The organism is Nocardioides alkalitolerans (assembly GCA_038184435.1).
GTDB classification, from domain to species: Bacteria; Actinomycetota; Actinomycetes; order Propionibacteriales; family Nocardioidaceae; genus Nocardioides; species Nocardioides alkalitolerans_A.
Window position 1 is genome coordinate 1,612,495 of sequence record CP116227.1, and the last position, 19,687, is coordinate 1,632,181.

Here is a 19,687-nt window from a genome sequence, read left to right on the forward strand (position 1 = left end):
TCTCGCGAGGAGACGCGGCGGGGGTGCCCCGAGGTTCCCACGACGGTGGACCCGTCGCAGGGGAACGCTCACTCGCCGAAGGGCAGCGGCTCCGGGACGAGCGAGACGGCCTGGGCGCGGGCGGCGGTGAGACGGCGCCGGTGGTGCTGGCGGCAGAGCACCTCGTAGGCCACCTCGGCCGGGGGCTGACCGGTCTGCTCGACGTCCCCGACGACGACCTGGTCGCCCTCGGTGACCATGACGCCGTCCTCCGTGCGGGCGTTGTGGGTGGCGCGCTGGCCGCACCAGCAGAGGGCCTCGACCTGGAGCACCTGCATGCGGTCCGCCAGCTCGACGAGCCGGGCGGCACCCGGGAACAGGCGGGTGCGGAAGTCGGTGAGGATGCCGAAGCAGAAGACATCGATCTGCAGCTCGTCCACGATCTTGGCGAGCTGCTCGACCTGCTCGGAGGTGTAGAACTGGGCCTCGTCGCAGATCAGGTAGTCGATCCGCGCGCCCTGCGTGAGCGCGCTGACGACGGTCTGCCAGAAGTCGAGCTCGTCGGTCACCTCGGTCGCGCCGTGGGAGAGCCCGAGCCGCGAGGAGATCGTCGCCGAGCCGGCGCGGTCGTGGCTGGTGTAGATCCGCCCGATCCGCCCGCGGGACGCGTGGTTGTGGTTGGTCTGCAGGGCGAGGGTGCTCTTGCCCGAGTCCATGGTGCCGGTGAAGAAGTGCAGTTCAGCCACGAGGAGGCATCCTCCCACGCCTGACGACCGACCACCGACCACCCGCCGACCGCGCGGCGTTCAGCGTGCGTTCAGCGGGCCTGCGGCACGATGGCGCCCATGCGCGTGCTGGTGGTCGACGACGAGGTGCGCCTGGCGCGCTCGCTCAAGCTGGGGCTCGAGGCGGAGGGGTTTGCCGTCGACGTCGCCCACGACGGCACCGACGGGCTCTGGCTCGCGCGGGAGAACACCTACGACGCGATCGTGCTCGACCTCATGCTGCCGGGCATCAACGGCTACCGGGTCTGCTCGACCCTGCGCGAGGAGCGCAACTGGACCCCCATCCTCATGCTGACCGCGAAGGACGGCGAGTGGGATCAGGTCGAGGGGCTCGACACGGGCGCGGACGACTACCTCACCAAGCCGTTCTCCTTCCCCGTGCTCGTGGCCCGGCTGCGCGCCGTCGCGCGCCGCGGCACCCGGGAGCGGCCCACGGTGCTCGAGGCCGGCGACCTGCGTCTCGATCCGGCCGCGCGCCGTGCCTGGCGCGGCGACGACGAGCTGTCGCTGACCTCGCGGGAGCTGTCGCTGCTCGGGTTCCTGATGCGCCACGCCGGGGACGTCGTCTCCAAGCGCCAGGTGCTCGACTCCGTGTGGGACGACGACTTCGACGGCGACCCGAATATCGTCGAGGTCTACGTGCGCCACCTCCGCAACAAGATCGACCGGCCCTACGACCGGGCCGCGATCCAGACGGTGCGGGGCGCCGGCTACCGCCTCGCGAGCGACGGGGGCTGACGTGGCGTCCACTCCCCCCGTACGGCGCGGGCGCGCCGGCGTCCGGGTCCGCACCACCGTCGCGGCGACGGTCGTGGTCGCCGTCGCGTTCGCACTCGGCGGCCTGCTGCTCGCACTCGCGCTCGGGCGGTCCCTGACCGACCAGGCCACGTCCACGGCGGAGCAACGCGCGGAGGAGATCGCCGCCCAGGTCGAGCGCTCCGGCCCGGAGGGCCTCGAACCGGGCACCGCCCCCTCCGGCGGGTCCGCCGCCGAGGACGAGGGGGAGGACGACGACGTCGGGGACGTGGCCTGGCAGGTCACGACGGGCGACAGCCTGGTGGCGTCCGCCGGGACCGGGGGCCGGTCCCTGCCCCGCAGCGACGGCACGACCCGCCTCGACGGTGACCGCTACACCGTGGCCGTCGAGGACGTGGAGCACGAGGACACGACGTACGACGTCGCGGTCGCCGTCTCCCTCGACGAGGCCGGCGACTCGGTGACCGCCCTCGTGCCGCTCCTGGCGGTGGGGCTGCCCGTCGCGGTGCTGCTCGTCGGGGCCACGACGTGGGTCGTGACCGGGCGGGCGCTGCGTCCCGTCGAGGCCATCCGCGCGCAGGTGGCCTCCATCGGCGGCGACGACCTCTGCGCCCGCGTGCCCGTGCCGCCGTCGCGGGACGAGGTCGCGCGCCTCGCCACGACGATGAACGGGATGCTCGAGCGCCTCGAGCGCTCCGCCGACCAGCAACGCCGGTTCGTCTCCGACACCTCCCACGAGCTCCGCTCCCCCCTCGCCGGGCTGCGGCAGACCGCCGAGGTGGCGCGCTCCCACCCCGACGCGATCGACCAGGCCGAGCTGACGGAGGCCGTGCTCGAGGAGACGGCGCGCATGCAGCACCTCGTCGAGCAGATGCTCGTGCTGACCCGCACCGCCGAGGGCGGCGGAGGGCGTCGCCGCACCGACGTCGATCTCGACGACCTGCTCCTCGCCGAGGCCACGCGACTGCGCCGGCTGCGACCGGACCTCGCGGTGGACTCCTCCCGCGTCGTACCGGCCCGGGCGCACGGCGACGGCCCCGCGCTCGCGCAGGTGGTGCGGAACCTCGCGGACAACGCGGCGCGGCACGCGACGGGGGCGGTACGCCTCTCCCTGGAGGCCGTCGCGCCGGGCCACGTCGACGTCGTGGTGGAGGACGACGGGTCCGGCGTGCCCGACGACGACCGCGAACGGGTCTTCGAGCGCTTCGTGCGGCTCGACGAGGCGCGGGCCCGCGACGACGGCGGCAGCGGGCTCGGTCTCGCGATCGTGCGCGAGGTGGCCCGCGCCCACGGGGGCGACGCGCGGGTCGACGCGGCTGGGCTCGGGGGCGCGCGCTTCGTCGTGCGGCTCCCGGTCACCGCTTCCTGAACGCGCTTTCAGACGGCTTCAGGCTGGGTTCAGCGACGATCCGGCACGGTGGTGCCACCGCCGGGCGAGGAGCCCGGAACCCGACACCGAGGAGCACCCCATGAGCATCCGTGACCGCGTCCGCAGCAAGCGCATCATCATCCCCACCGTCGCCGCGATCGCCCTCGTCGGCGTCGGAGGCACCGCGTGGGCCGTCATGGACGACCGCGACGAGCGCCTCAGCGGCGACCAGCGCTCCAGCGCCGAGGAGGCCGCTCTCGACGAGGTCGGCGGCGGCCGCGTGCTCGAGGTGGACGTCGACGACGACACCGACGAGGGCGGGCAGCGGGTCTACGAGGTCGAGGTCGTCGACGGCGAGGGCCAGCGCTGGGACGTGACGCTCGACGACGGCTACGCCGTCCTGGTGAGCGAGCGCGACGGCAGCGACGACCGGGACGACCGGGACGACCGGGACGACCGCGCGGTGCCGAGCGCCGACGGCTCCGACGCCGCTGGTGCCCCGGAGGGCTCCGCGGCGACGGGCCGCGACACCACGACGGACGTCTACGGCCAGACCGTCGACGAGGACGCGCCGCTGACCGAGGACGAGCGTGCGCAGGTCGTGACGGCCGCGGAGGCGGCGGTCGAGGGCGGCGGCACCGCGGCCGACGTCGACCGCAGCGACGACTCGGGCGAGGGCTACGAGGTCGAGGTGCGCGGGGCCGACGGCGTCGAGTGGGACGTCACCCTCGCCCCCGACCTGACCGTCATCAGCGCCGTCCGCGACTGACGGACGGGGCGACACTTTCCCCGGTCAGCCGGGGAAAGTGTCGCTTTGACCATCAAATTTGATGGTCAAAGCGGTCGGTTCCCCGGTCAGCCGGGGAACCGACCGCTTGAAGCCTCAACCAACGAGGATCGGGATGTCCATCTCGTCGGGGGTGAGCGACCCGTGCAGGCCGATCAGGCCCGTCTCGTAGGAGAACCTGCTCCGCGACACCACCGCCGTGCTCCCCGTCGCCGCGACCACCACGTCGCCGAGGCGGGGACGCACGGCGTCCGTCGTCTCGCCGAACCAGCCGCGCTCCAGGGCCTCCTCGCGGGTGAGCACCACGCCACGGTCGCCGAGCGTCTCGCGCCAGGTGGCGACGACGTCGGGCACGGCGCGCGTCGCGCAGTAGAGGTGCCGCAGGCGGGCCTCCCCGCCGAGCAGCCACACGCCGTCGGTGAGCTCGGGGTGGTCGTCGACGTCGATCCGGTGCGCCGGTCCCGTGTCGACCATCCCGTGGTCCGCGACCACGACCAGCCGGGCGCCCGGCGTCAACGCGTCGCGCAGCTGCTCGGCCTCCGCGTCGATCATCGCCAGCTGCTGCACCCACGCCGCCGAGGCGACGCCGTGGCGGTGCCCGGTCCAGTCGAGGTCGGCGTCGTACACGTAGGTCAGCGACGGCCGCCGCGACGTCGCCGCCTGCACGGCCGCGATCCGCTCGCCGGCGCGGTCCGCGCCCACGTACGCCGCCCCCCGGTGCGCGGCGAGCGTGAGCCCCGACCCGGCGTACTCCCGCTTGTTCACGCTCGTCACGTGCACCCCGCTGGTCGCGAGGCGCTCGAAGAGCGTCGGGTGGGGCTGCCACTCCACCGGGTCGATCCGCTTGTCCCACTGCAGGGCCTGCAGGAGCCGGTCGGTGCCGGGGATGCGGCTGGTGAACCCGACGAGCCCGTGGGTGCCGGGCGACAGGCCGGTGCCGAGCGAGGTCAGGCTGGTGGCCGTCGTGGACGGCACCCCGGCCGTGCCGTGGGCCGCCCCGGCGGCCAGCGCGGACAGGAAGGGCGCCGCCTCGGCGTGCCGCTCGAGCAGGCGGGCGCCGAGGCCGTCGACGAGGAAGACGACGTACGCCGGCGCGTCCGGCAGCACCAGGTCGCTGGGCCCGTCGTCGTGGAGCGCGTGGCCGTGGCCGAGCGCGCGGGCGACCGCGGGCACGACGTCGCCGAGCGAGCGGGCGCCGTACGCGGGTGCGACGAACTCCCCGGCCCCACCCGGCAGGGCGGGCATCAGGGGCGGGTGCGGGCGGAGAGGGCGTCGGCGAAGGCCAGCAGGTCGACGACGGCCTCCTTGCCGTCGGCCGCGGCCGAGACGCGGAGCGAGAAGTCCTCGCTGAGGAGGTCCCCCGTGTAGCCGTGGTCGGCGTCGCACTCGGGGTCGTCGCAGCTCGCGGGCATCAGCTCGATGCGGCTCACGCCGCCCCAGCCGATGGTGAGGACGGCCTCCGCGGGGAAGCTGGCGCCCTTCGTGGGGTTGGTGGTCATGCGGGTGACGACGACCGACTTCACGGCCGACAGCGCCACCGCCTCCGAGGACGTCGACGTGTAGGGCTGCGGCAGCATCTGGTCACCGGCGTGCTCGTCGGTGTGCACCTGGATGAGGCGGCTGGTCGTCAGCACGGCCACGGTGATGTGGCGCCGCACCTCGTCGCGCTCGATCGTCGGCTCGTGGTGCACGTAGAACGCGACGACCTCCTCGCCGCCGATCGCGCCCTCGACGCCGTCGACGACGACCTCGGGGTAGTAACCGGTCCGCTCGATGGCGGTGCGGAGGGCAGCGGCAGGATCTGCCGGACGTGTGAAGCGGCTGTGCATGCCTCGAAGTGTGGCACGAGAAGCGCGCGGCACGGGTGTCGAGGGAACCGGCCGGCGGGCGGCGTCCCCGCCGTCGCCGCCGTCGCCGCCGTCCCGGTCGTGCCGGTGGCTCACGCCCCGACCGGCGCCGCGTGCACGATGACGGTCGACTCGAAGCTGTTGCCGTTCCAGTCCCCGCAGGTCATGAGCACCAGGCCGCTGTCGCCCTCGCTGCGGTAGACGTCGGCGGCGACGTCGCCGAAGTCGGCGACCGGCACGGTCTCGGTGCGCTCGACGGTGAACGCGATGGTGCCCTCGCTGCCGGTCACGAGGACCTCGTCGCCGACCTCCGCCTCGACCAGCGGGTCGAAGACGGCGTCGTCGACCGAGGCCGTGTGGCCGACGATGACGGCGTTGCCCGGGGCGCCGGGGACGGAGCCGTCGCGCCACCACCCGGTCTCGTCGAGCGAGGAGGGCACCTCCTGCGCGTTCTCGGGCGTGGTGCCGACGGCCGTCACCGGCGCGTCGACGTCCAGGTCCGCGATCTCGATGCGCGTGGGTACGCCGACGGGGCCGTCCACGAGGACCCGGGGGGCCGTCGTGGACGACGTCGGCGACGAGGGCGCCGAGGAGGTGGGTGCCGGCGCAGCCGCGGGGCCCTGCCCCCGCTCCGGGAGGAGCAGGAACAGGGCCCCGGCGCCCAGCACGAGCGCGACGACCGCGGCGACGGCCCCGAGAAGCCTCTTGCTCACCGCAGGATCAGCGACCGGCGGCGGGCGCGACCGTCGGGTGCGTCGGACGCGTGCCCGTGCCCGCGACGGTGCAGTCCTGGTCGACCTCGAGCCCGTCGAACTGGATGTCGAGGAAGTCGAGGAGGTCCCCGTCCTCGAGGTCGGCGAAGGAGATGTCGTCACCGGCCACGACGTAGACGAACTCCTCGTCGGTGCCGATCTCGGCCGACTCGCCCGGCGCGAGGGTGACCTCGCCGGCCGGCTCGTCGTCGTCCTCGCCGCCGTAGAACGCGGTGACGTCCACGTCGACGACGTTGGTCAGCGTGAAGGCCTGGCAGCTCGACTCGATCGCCACGAAGACGGGCGTCGTGACGCACTCCTCGTCGACCGTCACGAAGAAGACGTCCGCGGCACCGGCCGGGAAGGCGTAGCCCTCGTCGGGGGTGGCGGCGACGACCAGGTCCTCGCCCTCGCTCAGCAGGAGGAGCGGGTAGGTGTCGGGCTCCAGCGGCTCGAGCTCGCCGGTCCAGCCGCCCGCGCCGTCCTCCGCGTAGTCGTAGACGAGGTCGTAGAGCACGCCCGGGACGTCGGGGATCTCGAGGACGCAGTCGACCGCGGCGACCGGCACCGGGGTGACCTCGACGGGCTCCTCCACGACGGACACGGTGATGGTGTCGGACACGGCCGGCACGTTGTTCTCGGTGACGACGAGCTGGAAGGTGTAGTCGTCACCCTCCTCGGCCGCCGCCGGGATGGTGACGTCGACGGTGGAGCCGGTGGCCGCGGCGACCGTGGGGGCGTCCCAGCCGGTCACGACGCCGACGGCGGAGCCGGCCGGGGCCACGACGACCGCAGCGGCCGGGTCCTGCGGGGTGACGTCCCAGGCGACCGTGAGCGTCGCGCCCGGGTTCGCCTCGAGGTCGTCGCTGGAGCCGCCGATGGTGAAGTCGTCGACGGTGGCGGCGCTCGCGGGCGAGGCGACCAGGAGGGGCGCCGCCAGCGCGAGGGCGGAGAAGAGCAGGGTACGACGCAAGGATTTCTCGTTTCTTCGTCACGACGGGCTACCGCGCCACGTCAGGGCGCCGCGACCGTAACAGCGCGGAAGGCGTCGCCGCAGGCGAACGGCGGGATCCGCTGAGCCGATATGTGACGAAAATGCGGAGACCGTCGTCACTCCGGGAGCGTGTCCCCCACCATCGCGGTGAGCCGGCGCACGAACCAGTCCGACCGGGCGTCGGCGACGGGCTCCACCTTGGCCGAGGCGTTGAGCACGGTGGCCCCGCCCGGGCCGGCGAGCACGAGCGCGAGGTCGAGGGTGCGCACCTGCGGGATGTCGTTCTGCAGCTGGGCGACGCGGCGGACGAGCCGCTCGATGTCCTCGACGTCGGCGACATCGCCGCCGCGGTAGCCGAACAGCAGGGGCGCGGCCTTGATCTCCCGCACCATCTCGGCGGCGTCGACCCGGCTCAGCGGCGGGATGCGGTAGACCCGGTCGCCGAGCAGCTCCGTGAGCGGTCCCGAGATTCCGAACGAGATCACGGGTCCGAACAGCGGGTCCTCCACCGAGCCGATGGAGACGGGCACCCCGGGGGGCGCGACGCGCTGCACCACGAAGCCGGCCGACTCGGGGTCGGAGATGACGCCGGTGAGGAAGTCCCAGGCGTCCTCCATCTCGCGGGCGTCGTCGATGTTGCGCCAGACGTGGGCCTGGTCGGGCCGCTCCCGCAGCCGCTCCGCCGTCGCCTTGAGCACGACCTGCCAGCCGAGGCGCTCGCCGGCCGCGACCGCCTCCTCGCGGGACGTCACGGGCACCGCCGCCCACAGGTCGATCCCGTAGCAGCGGAGCAGCTCGACGAGCTCCTCGGTCGCCAGCACCTTGCCGTCCGGGTGGCGCAGCAGCACCTCGTTGACGAACCGCTTGGCCGGCGTCGGGTCGATCTCGTCGTCGTCCTCGTCGGCGCCCTGCTTGCCCACCCACACGGCGTACGAGACCACCCGCGCGAGCGCGCGCACGGCCGCCTCGACGGCGGGGTACGACGGCACGGAGCCCCGGCCGGCGGTCGAGCCGGCGACGTCGGGGACGCGCAGCAGCTCGGGGACGCCCTCGGCGCCGAGGAAGGTGGAGACGAGCGGCTTGTCGGACTGCTCCCCCACCGCGGCCAGCACGTTCGCGACGTCCTCGCCCGAGACGTCGAGCGGCGGGATGTAGACCGCGACGACGGCGTCGACGTCGGGGTCGTCAATGGCGGCGTCGAGGGCGTCCTCGAAGTCCTCCGCGCCTGCGTCGGCGCCGAGCTGCACCGACTTGTTGACGACGAGGCCCACCGACACCGCGGCGTCGGTGGCGAGCAGGCCCAGCGCGTCGGAGTTGCCGACGACCGCGACGCGACGGCCGCGCGGCAGCGGCTGGTGGGCGAGCAGCTGGGCGACGTCGAACATCTCGTCGAGGGTGTCCACCTGGATCACGCCGGACTGCGCGAACATCGCGTCGACCGCCTCCGGCGGCGCCCCGATCGTGCGCACCGCGTGGCCCATGGGCACGCCCTGGGTGTTCCGCCCCGAGCGCACGGCGACGATCGGCTTGCGGCGCGAGACACGGCGGGTGATCCGGGAGAACTTGCGCGGGTTGCCGATGGACTCCAGGTAGAGCAGGACGACCTCGGTCGAGGCGTCCTCCTCCCAGTACTGCAGCAGGTCGTTGCCCGACACGTCCGCGCGGTTGCCCGCCGAGACGAAGGTCGAGAGCCCGAGGCCGCGGTTGTTGACCTTCTCGAGGATCGCCGAGCCGAGCGCACCCGACTGGCAGAAGAACCCGGCGCGGCCGCGGGGCGGCATGACCGTCGACAGCGAGGCGTTCAGCTGGTGCGACGGGTCGGTGTTGATGATGCCCAGGCAGTTGGGCCCGATGAGGCGCAGCCCGTAGCTGCGGGCTAGCCCCACGAGACGCCGCTGCCGCTGCCGCCCCTCCTCGCCCGTCTCCGCGAAGCCGGAGGAGATGACGATGAGGCCGTGCACCCCCTTGGCGGCGCAGTCGAGCACCACGTCCTGCACCGACTCGGCCGGCACCGCGACCACCGCGACGTCCACGTCACCTGGGATGTCGCCGACGGACGCGTACGACGGGAGCCCGGCCACCGCCTCCGTCGACGGGTTCACGACGTAGACCCGCCCGGTGTAGTCGCCGGTGACGAGGTTGCGCACCAGGGTGCGCCCGACGGTGTCCTGGCGCCGGCTGGCGCCGATGATGGCGACCGACCGTGCGTTGAAGAACGCCTCGATCGACGCCGACTCCGCCCGGTGCTCGCGCTGCTGCATGACGCCGATGGCGGTCTCGGTGGGGTCGATCTCGAACTCCAGCGTCACGACGCCGTCCTCGAAGCCCGAGGCGACCTTGTAGCCCGCGTCGCGGAAGGTCTGGATCATCCGCTGGTTGTCGGGGAGCACGTCGGCGGAGAAGACCTCGATCCCGCGCTCGCGGCCGGCCTGCGCGAGGTGCTCGAGCAGCACCTGGGCGATCCCGCGGCCCTGGTGCTCGTCCTCCACGAGGAAGGCCACCTCGGCGCGGCGGTCGTCGTACGCGTCGTACCGGCCCACCGCGATCATGTCCTCGCCGACGGTCAGCACGAACGCCACCCGGCGGTCGTGGTCGACGTTGGTGAAGCGCAGCACGTCCCGCGGCGAGAGCCGCGGCATGGGGGTGAAGAACCGGTAGTACTTCGACTGGTCGGAGACCCGGGCGTAGAAGTCGACGAGCAGCTCGGCGTCCTCCGGACCGATCGGCCGGATGTGCGCGGTGCGCCCGTCGCGCAGCAGCACGTCCGCCTCCCAGTGCCGGGGCGCCTCGGGCACCTCGGGATCCTCGGAGGCGGGGGTCTCGGGGGCGGAGCTCACGGGCCCCAACCTATCGCGCGGGGGTCGCTCACGGCGTGCCCCGTCCGACGCGGCAGGGCGGCAGGAAAGAATGCGCCCCATGGCCCGTCGCACCACCACCCCGCCGCCCGACGACATCGAGGAGCACATCCTCGACATCGACGTCTCGGACGAGATGCGCACCTCGTTCCTGGAGTACGCCTACTCGGTCATCTACTCCCGCGCCCTGCCGGACGCCCGCGACGGTCTCAAGCCGGTGCAGCGCCGCATCCTGCACACGATGAACGACATGGGCCTGCGGCCCGACCGCGGCCACGTGAAGTCGGCCCGCGTCGTCGGCGAGGTGATGGGTCGCCTGCACCCGCACGGCGACGGGGCGATCTACGACGCCCTCGTCCGCCAGGCGCAGTCCTGGTCGATGCGGCTGCCGATGATCGACGGTCACGGCAACTTCGGATCCCCCGACGACCCGCCGGCCGCGATGCGCTACACCGAGTGCCGGATGGCGCCCGGCGCCATCGCCATGACGGCGTCCATCGACGAGGACACGGTCGACTTCCGACCCAACTACGACTCCCGCGAGCTCGAGCCGAGCGTGCTCCCCGCGGCGATCCCGAGCCTCGTCGTCAACGGCGCGACCGGCATCGCGGTCGGCATGGCGACGAACTGCGCGCCCCACAACCTCGGCGAGACCGTCGCCGCGCTGCGGCACCTCATCAGCGACCCGTCGGCCGACCTCGAGGCGCTCATGCGCTTCGTCCCCGGCCCCGACCTGCCGACCGGCGGCCGCATCATCGGCCTCGACGGCATCCGCGACGCCTACGAGACGGGACGCGGCTCCTTCAAGATGCGCGCCACGACGCGCATCGAGACGATGGGGCGCCGCAAGGGCATCGTCGTCACCGAGCTGCCCTACGGCGTGGGTACCGAGAAGGTGATGACCCGCATCAAGGACCTGGTGCAGGCGAAGAAGCTGCTGGGCATCGCCGACATCAAGGACCTGACCGACCGCGAGAAGGGCCTGCACCTCGTCATCGAGGTCAAGAACGGCTTCCACCCCGAAGCGCTGCTCGAGCAGCTCTTCAAGCTGACGCCCCTCGAGGACTCCTTCAGCATCAACGCCGTCGCCCTCGTGGACGGCCAGCCCCGCACGCTGGGCCTCAAGGAGATGCTGGAGGTCTTCCTCGCCCACCGCTACGACGTCGTGCGGCGCCGCTCGGCCTTCCGCCGCGGCAAGGCCGCCGACCGGCTCCACCTGGTCGACGGCCTCCTCCTGGCGCTGCTCGACATCGACGAGGTCATCCAGGTCATCCGCACGAGCGACGACTCGGCCGCCGCCCGCGACCGCCTCATGACGGTCTTCGACCTGTCCGAGGTGCAGACGCAGTACATCCTCGACATGCCCCTGCGCCGCCTGACGCGCTTCAGCCGTCTCGAGCTGGAGAAGGAGCAGGAGGACCTCCGCCGCACCATCGAGGACCTCGACGCGATCCTCGGCGACGACGCCCGGCTGCGCGCCGTGGTCTCCGACGAGCTGGCCGAGGTGGCCCGTGAGCACGGCACCCCGCGCCGTACGGTCCTGCTGGAGTCGGCCAACCTCCCGGCCACCGCCGCGGTGCCGCTCGAGGTCGCGGACGACCCGTGCTGGGTGCTGCTCTCCTCGACCGGGCTCCTGGCACGCACCCGCACGGCCGAGCTGGCCGGCACGAGTGAGGCGGACGACGCGGCGCGGGTGCAGCACGACGTCGTCGTCTCCGCGGTCCGCACCACGGCGCGGGACGAGGTCGGCGTCGTGACGACCGCGGGACGCGTGCTGCGGCTCAGCGTGCTCGACCTGCCCGCGCTGCCCGACACGGCCGCCGACCCCCACCTGGCGGGCGGGCACCCCGTGGCGGAGTTCGTGGCGCTGGAGGGAACGGAGCGCGTGCTGTGCCTGACGTCGCTGCGCACCGACGGCCCCGGGCTGGCCCTCGGCACCCGGGAGGGCGTGGTGAAGCGCGTCAATCCGGAGGTGCCCAACCGCGACGACTGGGAGGTCGTGCGTCTCGGCGACGGCGACGAGGTCGTCGGCGCGGTGGAGCTGCGCACCGGGGAGGAGGAGCTCTGCTTCATCACGTCCGACGCCCAGCTCCTGCGGTTCCCCGCGAGCGGCGTGCGGCCGCAGGGACGCGCCGGCGGCGGCGTCGCGGGCATCAAGCTCGCGCCCGGTGCCCGCGTCGTGCACTTCTCGGCCTTCGACCCGGACGGCCCGTCGGGCGGTGCGGCCGATCCCCACGCCCCCGTGGTCGTGACCGTCGGCGGCTCCTCGACCGCCCTGCCCGGCACCGAGACGGGCACGGCGAAGGTGACGCTCTTCTCCGAGTACCCGGGCAAGGGCCGCGCCACCGGCGGCGTCCGCTGCCACCGCTTCCTCAAGGGCGAGGACGCCCTGCTCCTCGCCTGGGCCGGCCCGGGCCCCGCCCGCGCGTCCGCCGCGTCCGGCAGCCCCGTGCCGCTGCCGGCGGCCCAGGGCCGCCGCGACGGCTCCGGTACGCCGCTGGCCCAGCCCGTCGCGGGCATCGGCTCCCCCGTGCTCGCGCTGCAGCCCGGCTCGAACGGGCCACGTCCGACCTCCGATGTGGAAGGCTGACCGCCCATGGACGCCCCCCTCCCCAGCGACCAGCCCGGCGACGAGCCCGGTCAGAAGCCCGGCGACGAGCCCGGCGGTGACGACGCCACCCGCCGGCCGAGCCGACGCGGCTGGGTGATCGGCGCGATCATCGTGGTGGCGCTCATCGCCGCCGCACTGGTCCCCACGTTCTTCCTGAACAACAAGGAGCCCGGCCTCGACCGCCCCGACGCGGCGCCCGAGGACGTGCTCAAGGAGGTCAAGGAGAACTTCGACGCGGCCGAGGGCGTGCGGATCGCGGTGACGAGCGAGGACCTGGCCGACGCCGACGCGGCGCTGGTGAGCCTCGACGGCACCGCCGTGCGCCCCGACGGGTTCTCCGGCGAGATGATCGTGCGCGTGCTGGGGCGCGACGCCTCGGGCGACATCCTCTCGGTCGACGGCCAGTCCTACGCGCAGGGCTTCGTCATCTTCCCGAGCTGGGCGGAGGTCGACCCCGAGGACTTCAACGCCCCCGACCCCGGTGCCCTCATCGACCCCGATGACGGCGTCTCCGGCCTGCTGACGGCGACGCAGGACCTCGAGCAGGGCGACACCGAGCGCGTCGGACCCAACAACGAGGGCACCGCCACCACCTACACGGGCACGCTCGACGCGTCCGTCGTGCGCCGGATCATCCCCGGCGCGGACGACGGCGACTTCGACGTGACCTACCAGGTGGACGACGAGGAGAACCTGCTCTCCGCGCGCCTGACCGGCGTCTTCTACCCGGGCAGCGACGCCATGACCTACGTCATCTCCTTCTCCGACTACGGCGAGACGATCGAGATCACCGCGCCGTGACGCTCCGCCCGGCCGACCGCACCCTCCTCGCGCTCGCCGCGGTCGCCATCGCCATCGCAGCCGCCGACACGTACGTCGTCGTGCTCGCCCTGCCCGACATGAGCGCGGCCGCGGGTCTGGACGCGCTCGAGCTGCAGCGCTCCGCGCCCATCATCTCGGGCTTCCTCCTGGGGTACGTCGCGATGCTCCCCCTGATCGGCCGCGTCGCCGACCTCGAGGGCCGGGTGCCCGTGCTGCTCCTCGCCCTGGCGGTGTTCGCCGCCGGGTCCGCGGTCACGATGCTCGCCTACGACCTCCCCGGGATGGTCGTCGGCCGCTTCCTGCAGGGCGTCGGCGGCGGGGGGCTCGTGCCCGCGACCATGGCGCTCGTCGCCGACCTCTACCCGAAGGAGCGGCGGGGGCTGCCGCTCGGCCTGGTCTCGGCGGTGCAGGAGTTCGGCAGCGTGCTCGGACCGGTCGCCGGCGCGCTCGTGCTCGCCGTCGCGACGTGGCGCGGCATCTTCGCCCTCAACCTGGCGGCCGCGGCGGTCCTCCTCGTCGCCGTGGGGCGTGCGGCCCGGCGGTCCGAGGTGGTGGACGCGACGGCCTCGGCCCGACGGGCAGCCGGACGCGACGTGGTGTCGTGGCTGCTCCTGGTCGTGCTCGTCGTGGCGGGCGCGCTCAACGCGCTCCGCCCGCCGGGCATCGTGCGCGACCTGTTCTGGGGCCAGTTCTTCGTGTCCTACGTCGGCACCCACCGCTGGCTGACCCCCGTCGGCCTCGTCGCCGTGCTGGCGCTCGTCGCCCTCCTGGTGTGGTCGCTCGTCACCCCGCACCCGCTGCTCGACCTCCGTCGCTGGTGGCGCGCCTTCTCGGCCGCCGACCTGCCGGGCGCCCTGCTGCTGGCGGCGGCGCTCGGCGGCATCGTCCTCGCGTTCGGCACCGGTGACCCCGCCATCCAGGTGTTCTCCCCCGCCGGCCCCTGGTACCTCCTCGGCTCCGCCGTCGCCGCCGTGCTCTTCGTCGTGCACCTGCGGCGAGCGGCGAACCCCGTCGTGCCCCGCGGGGCCCTGGCGCACCGGAACGCCTGGGGCGGGCTGCTGGTGAGCTTCTTCGTCGGCTCCGCGCTCATCGCGGCCGTGGTGTCGATCCCGATCTTCGCGGCCCTCACCGTGCACAAGGACTCCCAGGTGGCGGCGTCCCTCGTGCTGGTGCGGCTGCTCGTCGCGCTGCCGGTCGGCGCCGTGCTCGGCGGCTGGCTGCTGCGGCGCCTGCCCGCGGGCGTCATCGCGGGCGGCGGCATGCTGCTGGCGGCGGGGGGCTTCGTCTGGATGGCGAGCTGGGACGCCGAGAGCCTGGAGCACCTGGTCTCCACCGTGCCGCTGCTCGTCACCGGACTGGGCTTCGGCCTGGCGCTCGCCCCCGTCAACGCGGCCGTGCTGGCCGCGACCGGCGACGACGTGCACGGGCTGGCGTCGGCGATGACCGTCGTGGCCCGCATGGTCGGGATGCTCGTCGGCATCTCGGCCCTCACCGCCCTGGGCCTCCGGGCGTTCTACGCCGCGCAGCGCGACATCCCCGCTCCCGCCGAGGTCTGCGGGGACGAGGGCTCCCGCTGCTCGGCGTACATCCGGCTGCAGCTCGACGCCGCCCTCACCCAGGAGCAGTTCATCTTCGCGGGAGCCGCGGTGTGCGCGCTCGTGGCCGCCGTCCTCGCGCTGGTGCTGCTGCGGGGGTCCGAAACCCGGGAGGTCGGCAACCGCGGGCTGCTCATCGGCTAAGTTGCGAGGTTGTGAGCGATTTCGACGACCTCCTCGACGCCAACCGTGTATTCGCCGATGACTTCAGCCTGAGCGGGTTCGACGGCATCGCCCACGCGGGCGTCGCCATCGTGACCTGCATGGACAGCCGGATCGACCCCCTCGCCATGCTCGGCCTCAAGGCGGGTGACGCGAAGATCTTCCGCAACCCGGGCGGCCGGGTCACGCCCCAGGCCCTCGAGGCCCTCGTGCTGGCCGTGCACCTGCTCAACGTCGACCGCGTGCTGGTCGTCCCCCACACCCGCTGCGCCGTGGCCTCCAACACCGAGGCCGAGCTGCGCGCGAAGGTGACCGAGTCCGCCGGGGTCGACGCCGCGTGGCAGGGCTTCCCCGTCGTCACCGACCAGCGGGCGACGCTGACCGAGGACGTCCACAAGGTCACGTCGCACCCGCTCGTGCCGGCCTCGGTCAAGGTCGGCGGCTTCGTCTACGACGTCGACACCGGCCTGCTCGAGCAGGTCGTCTGATCGTGCACGCCGGTCGGGGGCGCCGACCCCCCGGCCGGTGGCGCGCGTTGCCGACCTCAGGCCGGGCTCGGGCCGAGTCGGATCAGTAGGACCCGTCCACCAGCGCCCGGTCGCCCAGCGGGGCGTCGAGCTCGACGGTCTCCTCGGCGACGTCGCCCGGCGACGAGCACAGCGTCGGACGGGGCACCTCGCGCACGGTCACGACCACCTCGTCGGCGTTCTCCTCGACCGTGGTCTCCCCCGTGCGGGCGCAGGGGCTGCGGTCGAACGTCACGGTGACGGTGCTGCCCTCCACGACGGGGTCGCGCCACGGCACGGCGTTGCCCTCGTCGTCCCCGGCGAAGGCGTTGCGCACGAGCAGCAGAGCGGCGATCACGCAGACGAGGAAGACCACGAAACCGCCGAGGAGCACCAACCACTGACGCCGCGACGCACCGAAGCGGTGGTCGTGGCCGTCGTCGAGGTCGTCGCCGTCATCGAGGTCGCCGGGGTTCCTGGGGTCGCGGTCGTCGTCGAGGATGTCCTCGAACAACGACGTGTCGTCTCGCTCCACCATTGCTCCAGCATCACACAACGCCGCGGTCGGGCCACGCCCGCGACACGGCGACGGATGCCACACGATCCGTGCGGCCCCCGTCGGGCGCCTACGCGTCGATGGCCTCGCGGTCGATGCTGTAGCTGCCCGCCACGATGAACTCCTTGCGGGGCGCGACGTCGGAGCCCATGAGCAGCTCGAACACCTCACCGGCCATCGCGGCGTCGTCGACGGTGAGCCGCCGGAGCGTACGGCGCCGGGGATCCATCGTCGTCTCCGCCAGTTGGTCGGCATCCATCTCGCCGAGGCCCTTGTAGCGCTGCACGGGGTCGCGCCACTTCTGGTTGCGCTTCTTCAGCTCGGCGAGCCTCCGCTGCAGCTCGGCGTCGGAGTACGTGTAGACGTACTTGTCCTGGCCCTTGCGGGGGTTGGAGAGCTCGATGCGGTGCAGCGGCGGCACGGCGGAGAACACCCGGCCGGACTCGATGAGCCCCGGCATGTACCGGAAGAACAGCGTCGCGAGCAGGCACCGGATGTGCGCACCGTCGGAGTCGGCGTCGGCCATGAAGATGATCCGGCCGTACCGCACCGCGTCGAGGTCGAACGTGCGTCCGCTGCCGGCGCCGACGACCTGGATGATCGAGGCGCACTCGGCGTTCTTCAGCATGTCGGCCACCGAGGCCTTCTGCACGTTGAGGATCTTGCCCCGGATGGGCAGCAGCGCCTGGAACTCCGAGTTGCGGGCGAGCTTGGCCGTGCCGAGCGCGGAGTCACCCTCCACGATGAACAGCTCGCTGCGCTCGGTGTCGCCCGAGCGGCAGTCGGCCAGCTTGGCGGGCAGCGCGGACGACTCGAGGGCGTTCTTGCGGCGCTGGGTCTCCTTGTGCTGGCGGGCCGCGAGCCGCGTCTTCGTCGCCCCGGCCACCTTCTCCATGACCAGGCGGGCCTGTGCCTTCTCCTCGCGCTTGGTGCTCGTGAGGAACGCGCGGAGCTCGCCGGCCACGACCTTGTTGACCACCGAACGGGCCGCCGGCGTGCCGAGGATCTCCTTCGTCTGCCCCTCGAACTGGGGCTCGGCGAGACCGACCGTCACGACGGCGGTCAGGCCCTCCAGCACGTCGTCCTTGATCGGGTCGTCGTCGTTGTTCTTCAGCACCTTGCTGGAGCGCATGACGTCCTTGAAGACGTCGACCGCGGCGCGCTCGAAGCCCTGCACGTGGGTGCCGCCCTTGGGCGTGGCGATGACGTTGACGTAGGACCGCAGCTCGGTCTCGTAGCCGTGACCCCACCGGGCGGCGACGTCGACGACGAGCTCGCGCTCGACCTCCTGGGGCGTCATGTGCCCCCGCTCGTCCAGCACCGGCACCGTCTCCGTGAACCGGCCCGACCCCTGGAGGCGCAGCACGTCGGTCACCGGCTCGTCGTGGGCGAGGAACGCGACGTACTCCGCGATGCCCCCGTCGTAGCGGAAGACCTCCTCGCGCGGCTCCTCCCCCCGGAGGTCGCGGACGCTGATCTCGAGGCCCGGCACGATGTAGGCCGTCTGCCGGGCCCGCGTGACGAGGTCGTCGAAGACGAAGGTGGCGTCGCTGGTGAAGATCTGCCGGTCGGGCCAGAACCGCACGCGGGTGCCCGTGCCCGACGTGGCCGTGACGCGGGGGCCCTTGCGGGTCAGTCCGGAGCGCGGCTCGAACTCGACACCCGGACCGTCGCCGTCGAAGACGCCGGGGACACCGCGGCGGAACGACATCCCCTGGCGGGCCGGGGGGCGGTCGATGTCGACGTCGAGCCGGGTCGACAGCGCGTTGACGACGGAGGCGCCGACCCCGTGGAGGCCGCCCGACGCCGCGTAGGAACCGCCGCCGAACTTCCCGCCCGCGTGGAGCTTGGTGTAGACGACCTCGACGCCCGGCAGGCCGGTGCGCGGCTCGACGTCGACCGGGATGCCGCGGCCGTCGTCGTGGACCTCGACGGACCCGTCGGGGTGCAGCACCACCTCGATGGCGCTCGCGTGGCCACCGAGGGCCTCGTCCACGCCGTTGTCGATGATCTCCCACAGGCAGTGCATGAGGCCGCGCGTGTCGGTCGACCCGATGTACATCCCCGGCCGTTTGCGCACGGCCTCGAGGCCCTCGAGGACCAGGAGGTTCGCGGCGTTGTAGGTCGTGTCGATGGTGGCGATCTCCTCGTGCGACGCGGCGCATCGGTCGACGGCGCCGTGGCCCGCAATCTACCGGCGGGCACGGACGGTTCCGGGGATCGGGCGCGCGTGGGGCCGGGTGATCTCGACCCACGGGCGGAACTTCTCCCGAAATGCACCGTTGGAGCGGGTGGGAGGACAAGGATGGCAGTGCAGCCGGTCCACCCCCGACCAATCCAGGAGTGGGGCCGGTCGCGAACGGGTACAGCAGCACATGATGGGATTCGACATGTCATCCCCGCCACAGCACCACGGGAATGTTTTCCCCGACGGCTAGGTTGGGCCAGGCACCGAGAGAAAAGAGGCCGATGTGACCACTGCAGTTGCCCCCAACACCCCGGCACTGACGGCGTCGGACCGCTGCGACCGTTGCGGCGCCCAGGCCTACCTGCGTGTCGAGCTCGCCAGCGGCGGCGAGCTCCTGTTCTGCGCCCACCACGCTCGTCAGCACGGCGACGCGCTGCGTTCGGTGGCCGCGAACGTCCAGGACGAGACGCACAAGCTGGCGTCGACCCCTGGCAACGCGCCGGCAGACGAGCGCTGACCAGCCCCCGCAGCTGCCCGAGCCGCAGCTGACCCCGACGACCACCACGGCGACCCCGGACCCACAGGTCCGGGGTCGTCGTGCGTCCGGGAGGATGGATCCGTGACCTCGACCGACGCCATCGTGGCCCTGCTGCTCCTCGTCGGGATCTTCGGCATCGTCGTGCCGATCCTGCCCGGCACCCTCCTCATCGGCAGCACGCTCCTGGTGTGGGCGATCCTGACCGGTGGTGCCGCCTGGTGGTGGTTCGCGGCCATCGTGGTGGTGCTGCTCGTCGGCACGGTGGTGCAGTACGCCGTGCCCGGCAAGCGCCTCAAGGCCGCCGGCATCCCCACCCGCACGCTGCTCCTCGGCGGCGTGCTGGGCGTGGTCGGCTTCTTCGTGGTGCCGGTGGTCGGTCTCGTGATCGGCTTCGTGCTCGGCGTCTACCTCGCGGAGACCGCCCGGGTCGGTCGCGAGGAGGCCTGGCCCTCCACGGTCCACGCCCTCAAGGCCGTCGGCCTCAGCATGGCCATCGAGGCCACCGCCGCCGTCGTCGCGAGCAGCATCTGGGTCGTCGCCGCCTTCCGGCTCTGACCTCCTGCCCCCGCACGCACCGCGGCGCCG

Annotated in this window: 17 protein-coding genes; 9 read left to right on the forward strand and 8 right to left on the reverse strand. The window is 73.1% G+C overall.

What is annotated here, in order from left to right:
* Positions 1 to 68 precede the first annotated feature (68 nt).
* A complete protein-coding gene (locus PIR53_07805) occupies positions 69 to 725 on the reverse strand; it encodes a thymidine kinase (GenBank protein WZH53887.1) in 657 nt (218 codons plus the stop codon).
* A gap of 99 nt (positions 726 to 824) precedes the next feature.
* On the opposite strand from PIR53_07805, the gene PIR53_07810 reads away from it, so the two are divergent.
* The 3 genes from PIR53_07810 (at position 825) to PIR53_07820 (ending at position 3,658) form a co-directional block, all read left to right on the forward strand.
* Complete coding sequence (locus PIR53_07810) at positions 825 to 1,502, forward strand: response regulator transcription factor (GenBank protein ID WZH53888.1); 678 nt, start codon at positions 825 to 827, stop codon at positions 1,500 to 1,502.
* A gap of 1 nt (position 1,503) precedes the next feature.
* Complete coding sequence (locus PIR53_07815; protein ID WZH53889.1) at positions 1,504 to 2,889, forward strand: HAMP domain-containing sensor histidine kinase; 1,386 nt, start codon at positions 1,504 to 1,506, stop codon at positions 2,887 to 2,889.
* A gap of 100 nt (positions 2,890 to 2,989) precedes the next feature.
* Positions 2,990 to 3,658, forward strand: a complete 669-nt coding sequence (locus PIR53_07820; GenBank protein WZH53890.1) for a PepSY domain-containing protein — start codon at positions 2,990 to 2,992, stop codon at positions 3,656 to 3,658.
* A gap of 114 nt (positions 3,659 to 3,772) precedes the next feature.
* On the opposite strand, the gene PIR53_07825 is transcribed toward PIR53_07820, so the two are convergent.
* The 5 genes from PIR53_07825 to PIR53_07845 form a co-directional block, all read right to left on the reverse strand.
* On the reverse strand, positions 3,773 to 4,921 hold the full coding sequence (locus tag PIR53_07825) for an alkaline phosphatase family protein (GenBank protein ID WZH53891.1): 1,149 nt from the start codon (positions 4,919 to 4,921) through the stop codon (positions 3,773 to 3,775).
* On the reverse strand, positions 4,921 to 5,505 hold the full coding sequence (locus PIR53_07830) for a DUF5998 family protein (GenBank protein WZH53892.1): 585 nt from the start codon (positions 5,503 to 5,505) through the stop codon (positions 4,921 to 4,923). Before PIR53_07830 ends, PIR53_07825 begins: the two co-directional genes overlap by 1 nt.
* A gap of 110 nt (positions 5,506 to 5,615) precedes the next feature.
* Complete coding sequence (locus PIR53_07835; GenBank protein WZH53893.1) at positions 5,616 to 6,236, reverse strand: class F sortase; 621 nt, start codon at positions 6,234 to 6,236, stop codon at positions 5,616 to 5,618.
* A gap of 7 nt (positions 6,237 to 6,243) precedes the next feature.
* Positions 6,244 to 7,248, reverse strand: coding sequence for a hypothetical protein (locus tag PIR53_07840; protein ID WZH53894.1), 1,005 nt, complete (start codon positions 7,246 to 7,248; stop codon positions 6,244 to 6,246).
* Between the two features lie 137 nt (positions 7,249 to 7,385).
* Complete coding sequence (locus PIR53_07845; GenBank protein WZH53895.1) at positions 7,386 to 10,106, reverse strand: GNAT family N-acetyltransferase; 2,721 nt, start codon at positions 10,104 to 10,106, stop codon at positions 7,386 to 7,388.
* Between the two features lie 79 nt (positions 10,107 to 10,185).
* Here PIR53_07845 and PIR53_07850 point away from each other — a divergent pair, with 79 nt between their 5' ends.
* Genes PIR53_07850 through PIR53_07865 form a run of 4 tightly spaced genes read left to right on the forward strand, consistent with a single transcriptional unit; the run spans position 10,186 to position 15,802 of the window.
* On the forward strand, positions 10,186 to 12,714 hold the full coding sequence (locus PIR53_07850; GenBank protein WZH53896.1) for a DNA topoisomerase IV subunit A: 2,529 nt from the start codon (positions 10,186 to 10,188) through the stop codon (positions 12,712 to 12,714).
* 6 nt (positions 12,715 to 12,720) lie between these two features.
* Positions 12,721 to 13,536: an LppX_LprAFG lipoprotein gene (locus PIR53_07855; protein WZH53897.1), complete on the forward strand. Its 816-nt coding sequence runs from the start codon at positions 12,721 to 12,723 to the stop codon at positions 13,534 to 13,536.
* Positions 13,533 to 15,296: an MFS transporter gene (locus PIR53_07860; protein ID WZH53898.1), complete on the forward strand. Its 1,764-nt coding sequence runs from the start codon at positions 13,533 to 13,535 to the stop codon at positions 15,294 to 15,296. The genes PIR53_07855 and PIR53_07860 overlap by 4 nt, the downstream gene beginning before the upstream one ends.
* Positions 15,297 to 15,307: 11 nt before the next feature.
* Positions 15,308 to 15,802 carry a carbonic anhydrase gene (locus tag PIR53_07865; protein WZH53899.1) on the forward strand — a complete coding sequence of 165 codons (495 nt, stop codon included), beginning with the start codon at positions 15,308 to 15,310 and terminating at the stop codon, positions 15,800 to 15,802.
* Positions 15,803 to 15,884: 82 nt separating this feature from the next.
* Here PIR53_07865 and PIR53_07870 read toward each other — a convergent pair whose 3' ends face one another.
* Together PIR53_07870 and PIR53_07875 are read right to left on the reverse strand one after the other, a co-directional pair.
* Positions 15,885 to 16,358, reverse strand: coding sequence for a hypothetical protein (locus PIR53_07870; GenBank protein WZH53900.1), 474 nt, complete (start codon positions 16,356 to 16,358; stop codon positions 15,885 to 15,887).
* Positions 16,359 to 16,446: 88 nt separating this feature from the next.
* Entirely contained in the window at positions 16,447 to 18,519 is a 2,073-nt protein-coding gene (locus PIR53_07875) for a DNA topoisomerase IV subunit B (protein WZH54420.1), read from the reverse strand.
* A gap of 328 nt (positions 18,520 to 18,847) precedes the next feature.
* Between PIR53_07875 and PIR53_07880 the strand changes: the two genes are divergently transcribed.
* Both PIR53_07880 and PIR53_07885 read left to right on the forward strand, forming a co-directional pair.
* Positions 18,848 to 19,081: a hypothetical protein gene (locus tag PIR53_07880; protein WZH53901.1), complete on the forward strand. Its 234-nt coding sequence runs from the start codon at positions 18,848 to 18,850 to the stop codon at positions 19,079 to 19,081.
* 102 nt (positions 19,082 to 19,183) lie between these two features.
* Positions 19,184 to 19,657: a DUF456 domain-containing protein gene (locus PIR53_07885; protein WZH53902.1), complete on the forward strand. Its 474-nt coding sequence runs from the start codon at positions 19,184 to 19,186 to the stop codon at positions 19,655 to 19,657.
* Positions 19,658 to 19,687: the final 30 nt, after the last annotated feature.